The following is a 5540-nucleotide window of genomic DNA, read 5'->3' as shown; positions in this document are numbered from 1 at the left end:
CTGTGCTACAATGCAAGGCTTCGCTGATTGCAGCGAGTCAGAAGAATCAAGCGATTGACTCTTCGGTTCATTAAAAAAATACAGCCGATAAGCGTGGGCGTTTGAGGGCAAGCAGCCAAGTTCTTCGGAACTAAATCAAACGCTCATGGAAATAGAAGTGAAGTTCACTTCAATTCCGTTTTTATGAGTGAAGTCGAGAGACTTTAAATTCAAGATCGAACTATAGAGTTTGATCCTGGCTCAGATTGAACGCTGGCGGCATGCTTTACACATGCAAGTCGAACGGTAACAGCACTTCGGTGGCTGACGAGTGGCGAACGGGTGAGTAATACATCGGAACGTGCCTAGTAGTGGGGGATAACTACTCGAAAGAGTAGCTAATACCGCATGAGATCTAAGGATGAAAGCAGGGGACCTTCGGGCCTTGCGCTACTAGAGCGGCTGATGGCAGATTAGGTAGTTGGTGGGATAAAAGCTTACCAAGCCGACGATCTGTAGCTGGTCTGAGAGGACGACCAGCCACACTGGGACTGAGACACGGCCCAGACTCCTACGGGAGGCAGCAGTGGGGAATTTTGGACAATGGGCGCAAGCCTGATCCAGCAATGCCGCGTGCAGGATGAAGGCCTTCGGGTTGTAAACTGCTTTTGTACGGAACGAAAAGCCCTCTTCTAATACAGGAGGGTCATGACGGTACCGTAAGAATAAGCACCGGCTAACTACGTGCCAGCAGCCGCGGTAATACGTAGGGTGCAAGCGTTAATCGGAATTACTGGGCGTAAAGCGTGCGCAGGCGGTTTTGTAAGACAGAGGTGAAATCCCCGGGCTCAACCTGGGAACTGCCTTTGTGACTGCAAGGCTAGAGTACGGCAGAGGGGGATGGAATTCCGCGTGTAGCAGTGAAATGCGTAGATATGCGGAGGAACACCGATGGCGAAGGCAATCCCCTGGGCCTGTACTGACGCTCATGCACGAAAGCGTGGGGAGCAAACAGGATTAGATACCCTGGTAGTCCACGCCCTAAACGATGTCAACTGGTTGTTGGGTCTTAATTGACTCAGTAACGAAGCTAACGCGTGAAGTTGACCGCCTGGGGAGTACGGCCGCAAGGTTGAAACTCAAAGGAATTGACGGGGACCCGCACAAGCGGTGGATGATGTGGTTTAATTCGATGCAACGCGAAAAACCTTACCCACCTTTGACATGGCAGGAATCCTTTAGAGATAGAGGAGTGCTCGAAAGAGAACCTGCACACAGGTGCTGCATGGCTGTCGTCAGCTCGTGTCGTGAGATGTTGGGTTAAGTCCCGCAACGAGCGCAACCCTTGCCATTAGTTGCTACGAAAGGGCACTCTAATGGGACTGCCGGTGACAAACCGGAGGAAGGTGGGGATGACGTCAAGTCCTCATGGCCCTTATAGGTGGGGCTACACACGTCATACAATGGCTGGTACAAAGGGTTGCCAACCCGCGAGGGGGAGCTAATCCCATAAAGCCAGTCGTAGTCCGGATCGCAGTCTGCAACTCGACTGCGTGAAGTCGGAATCGCTAGTAATCGTGGATCAGAATGTCACGGTGAATACGTTCCCGGGTCTTGTACACACCGCCCGTCACACCATGGGAGCGGGTCTCGCCAGAAGTAGGTAGCCTAACCGCAAGGAGGGCGCTTACCACGGCGGGGTTCGTGACTGGGGTGAAGTCGTAACAAGGTAGCCGTATCGGAAGGTGCGGCTGGATCACCTCCTTTCTGGAAAACAGCTGCTTCAATTGAACGCCCACACTTATCGGTTGTTGGATACACCATCGAATCAACACAGTTTGATGGCTTGGGTCTGTAGCTCAGCTGGTTAGAGCACCGTCTTGATAAGGCGGGGGTCGTTGGTTCGAGCCCAACTAGACCCACCAAACATTCCAATGCACGAGGATCCTTGATACCAATCTTGGGGGATTAGCTCAGCTGGGAGAGCACCTGCTTTGCAAGCAGGGGGTCGTCGGTTCGATCCCGTCATCCTCCACCAAAGGCGCTGCGAAAGCTGCTGGACTACGGTTCGGTGGTGGTGTTTGCGTGCTACAATCGAAAGCTCTTCAATACAAAAGCAGTCTGGCTTGCAGACTGCTTTTGTATTGATCGATCCGATCCCGGATCAATCAATCGGCTGTTCTTTAAAAATTCATAGAGTCGAAATCAGCGTTGCTGGCGGAAAGCAGGAATTCGTAAAGGTTTTACTGCACCGTGCCGCCAGCGACATTTTGATTGCGTCAAAACAGATATTGCGAATACGCATATCTAGTAATGACGAATATCTCCAAGATAGCAATATCGAGGAATTATTCACATTACGGCATAACGCGTGAGGTGAGAGACCTCACACAGTCTTTGATTTGACTTTGGAGTTTCGCAAGAGACGTCAAAGTTATAGGGTCAAGTGACTAAGAGCATATGGTGGATGCCTTGGCGATTACAGGCGAAGAAAGACGTGATAGCCTGCGATAAGCTTCGGGGAGCTGGCAAATAAGCTTTGATCCGGAGATTTCTGAATGGGGAAACCCACCCGCAAGGGTATCGTTAGCTGAATACATAGGCTAACGAGGCGAACCTGGAGAACTGAAACATCTAAGTACCCAGAGGAAAAGACATCAACCGAGATTCCGATAGTAGTGGCGAGCGAATTCGGAGCAGCCTTCTAGTGATAGTCGATTGGTTAACAAAACGGAATGGAAAGTCCGGCCATAGTAGGTGATAGCCCTGTATGTGAAAACCAAACGGTGGTACTGAGCTAGAGAAAAGTAGGGCGGGGCACGAGAAACCCTGTCTGAATATGGGGGGACCATCCTCCAAGGCTAAATACTCGTAATCGACCGATAGTGAACCAGTACCGTGAGGGAAAGGCGAAAAGAACCCCGGGAGGGGAGTGAAATAGATCCTGAAACCGTATGCTTACAAAAAGTCGGAGCCCTTCGGGGTGACGGCGTACCTTTTGTATAATGGGTCAGCGACTTACATTCAGTGGCAAGCTTAACCGAATAGGGGAGGCGAAGAGAAATCGAGTCCGAATAGGGCGTCTAGTCGCTGGGTGTAGACCCGAAACCAAGTGATCTATCCATGGCCAGGATGAAGGTGCCGTAACAGGTACTGGAGGTCCGAACCGACTAGTGTTGCAAAACTAGCGGATGAGCTGTGGATAGGGGTGAAAGGCTAAACAAACTTGGAAATAGCTGGTTCTCTCCGAAAACTATTTAGGTAGTGCCTCAAGTATTACCTGCGGGGGTAGAGCACTGTTTAGGCTAGGGGGTCATGGCGACTTACCAACCCTATGCAAACTCCGAATACCGCAGAGTACAGCTTGGGAGACAGAGCACCGGGTGCTAACGTCCGGACTCAAGAGGGAAACAACCCAGACCGCCAGCTAAGGTCCCTAAAATTGGCTAAGTGGGAAACGAAGTGGGAAGGCTAAAACAGTCAGGATGTTGGCTTAGAAGCAGCCATCATTTAAAGAAAGCGTAATAGCTCACTGATCGAGTCGTCCTGCGCGGAAGATGTAACGGGGCTAAGCCAGTTACCGAAGCTGCGGATGCACAGTTTACTGTGCGTGGTAGGAGAGCGTTCTGTAAGCCTGTGAAGGTGTCTGGTAACGGATGCTGGAGGTATCAGAAGTGCGAATGCTGACATGAGTAGCGTTAAAGGGGGTGAAAAGCCCCCTCGCCGTAAGCGCAAGGTTTCCTACGCAACGTTCATCGGCGTAGGGTGAGTCGGCCCCTAAGGCGAGGCAGAGATGCGTAGCTGATGGGAAACAGGTCAATATTCCTGTACCGATCAATAGTGCGATGTGGGGACGGAGAAGGTTAGCTCAGCCACCTGTTGGAATAGGTGGTTCAAGCCTGTAGTCGTGCCTGGTAGGCAAATCCGCCGGGCTGAGATGAGGGGTGATAACGAGTCTGCTTGCAGACGAAGTGAGTGATACCCTGCTTCCAGGAAAAGCCACTAAGCTTCAGCTATTGACGACCGTACCGCAAACCGACACTGGTGCGCGAGATGAGTATTCTAAGGCGCTTGAGAGAACTCAGGAGAAGGAACTCGGCAAATTGACACCGTAACTTCGGGAGAAGGTGTGCCGCAAGTAGGTGAACTTGTACAAAGGGAGCCCAAAGCGGTTGCAAAGAATAGGTGGCTGCGACTGTTTAATAAAAACACAGCACTCTGCAAACACGAAAGTGGACGTATAGGGTGTGACGCCTGCCCGGTGCTGGAAGATTAAATGATGGGGTGCAAGCTCTTGATTGAAGTCCCAGTAAACGGCGGCCGTAACTATAACGGTCCTAAGGTAGCGAAATTCCTTGTCGGGTAAGTTCCGACCTGCACGAATGGCGTAACGATGGCCACACTGTCTCCTCCTGAGACTCAGCGAAGTTGAAATGTTTGTGATGATGCAATCTCCCCGCGGAAAGACGGAAAGACCCCATGAACCTTTACTGTAGCTTTGTATTGGACTTTGAACAGATCTGTGTAGGATAGGTGGGAGGCTTTGAAGCCAGGACGCTAGTTCTGGTGGAGCCGACGTTGAAATACCACCCTGGTGTGTTTGAGGTTCTAACCCAGGTCCATTATCTGGATCGGGGACAGTGCATGGTAGGCAGTTTGACTGGGGCGGTCTCCTCCCAAAGCGTAACGGAGGAGTTCGAAGGTACGCTAGTTACGGTCGGACATCGTGACGATAGTGCAATGGCATAAGCGTGCTTAACTGCGAGACTGACAAGTCGAGCAGATGCGAAAGCAGGACATAGTGATCCGGTGGTTCTGTATGGAAGGGCCATCGCTCAACGGATAAAAGGTACTCTGGGGATAACAGGCTGATACCGCCCAAGAGTTCATATCGACGGCGGTGTTTGGCACCTCGATGTCGGCTCATCTCATCCTGGGGCTGTAGTCGGTCCCAAGGGTATGGCTGTTCGCCATTTAAAGAGGTACGTGAGCTGGGTTTAAAACGTCGTGAGACAGTTTGGTCCCTATCTTCCGTGGGCGCTGCAGATTTGAGAGAGCCTGCTCCTAGTACGAGAGGACCGGAGTGGACACACCTCTGGTGTATCGGTTGTCACGCCAGTGGCATTGCCGAGTAGCTAAGTGTGGAAGAGATAACCGCTGAAAGCATCTAAGCGGGAAACTCGTCTCAAGATGAGATCTGCCGGGGGCTTGACCCCCCTGAAGAGTCGTTCAAGACCAGGACGTTGATAGGTTGGGTGTGGAAGCGCAGCAATGCGTTAAGCTAACCAATACTAATTGCTCGTGCGGCTTGACCCTATAACTTTGATGATGAAGTCATCGAAGACAGTTATGCCAGGCGCAATCAAAAGAAAACAAGCTGATATTGGCTCTATGAATTGGTTGGGTGGATGAGTGAATCATCGATCCGACAAAAAGTTTATGCCTGATGACCATAGCGAGTTGGTCCCACTCCTTCCCATCCCGAACAGGACAGTGAAACGACTTTGCGCCGATGATAGTGCGGGTTCCCGTGTGAAAGTAGGTCATCGTCAGGCTCTTAC

Annotated in this window: 1 protein-coding gene, 2 tRNA genes and 3 rRNA genes; all 6 read left to right on the top strand. The window is 51.3% G+C overall.

Annotated features, from left to right (window positions below):
• Positions 1-217: 217 nt before the first annotated feature.
• The 6 genes from Cte04_RS21650 (at position 218) to rrf (ending at position 5534) form a co-directional block, all read left to right on the top strand.
• Positions 218-1746, top strand: a 16S ribosomal RNA gene (locus tag Cte04_RS21650).
• An 81-nt stretch (positions 1747-1827) separates the two neighbouring features.
• A tRNA-Ile gene (locus Cte04_RS21645) sits at positions 1828-1904 on the top strand.
• A 37-nt stretch (positions 1905-1941) separates the two neighbouring features.
• A tRNA-Ala gene (locus tag Cte04_RS21640) sits at positions 1942-2017 on the top strand.
• An 88-nt stretch (positions 2018-2105) separates the two neighbouring features.
• A complete protein-coding gene (locus Cte04_RS21635; protein ID WP_157082237.1) occupies positions 2106-2354 on the top strand; it encodes a hypothetical protein in 249 nt (82 codons plus the stop codon).
• Positions 2355-2419: 65 nt separating this feature from the next.
• Positions 2420-5295: ribosomal RNA gene (locus Cte04_RS21630) — 23S ribosomal RNA — on the top strand.
• A 126-nt stretch (positions 5296-5421) separates the two neighbouring features.
• Positions 5422-5534: ribosomal RNA gene (gene rrf, locus Cte04_RS21625) — 5S ribosomal RNA — on the top strand.
• Together the 16S, 23S and 5S rRNA genes with 2 tRNA genes alongside form the textbook arrangement of a ribosomal RNA operon.
• Positions 5535-5540 lie beyond the last annotated feature (6 nt).

The sequence above is a fragment of the Comamonas terrae genome (assembly GCF_001544075.1).
Classification (GTDB): Bacteria; Pseudomonadota; Gammaproteobacteria; order Burkholderiales; family Burkholderiaceae_C; genus Comamonas; species Comamonas terrae.
Note: the sequence above shows the minus strand (reverse complement) of the source record. Positions and strands in the feature narration are given on the sequence as shown.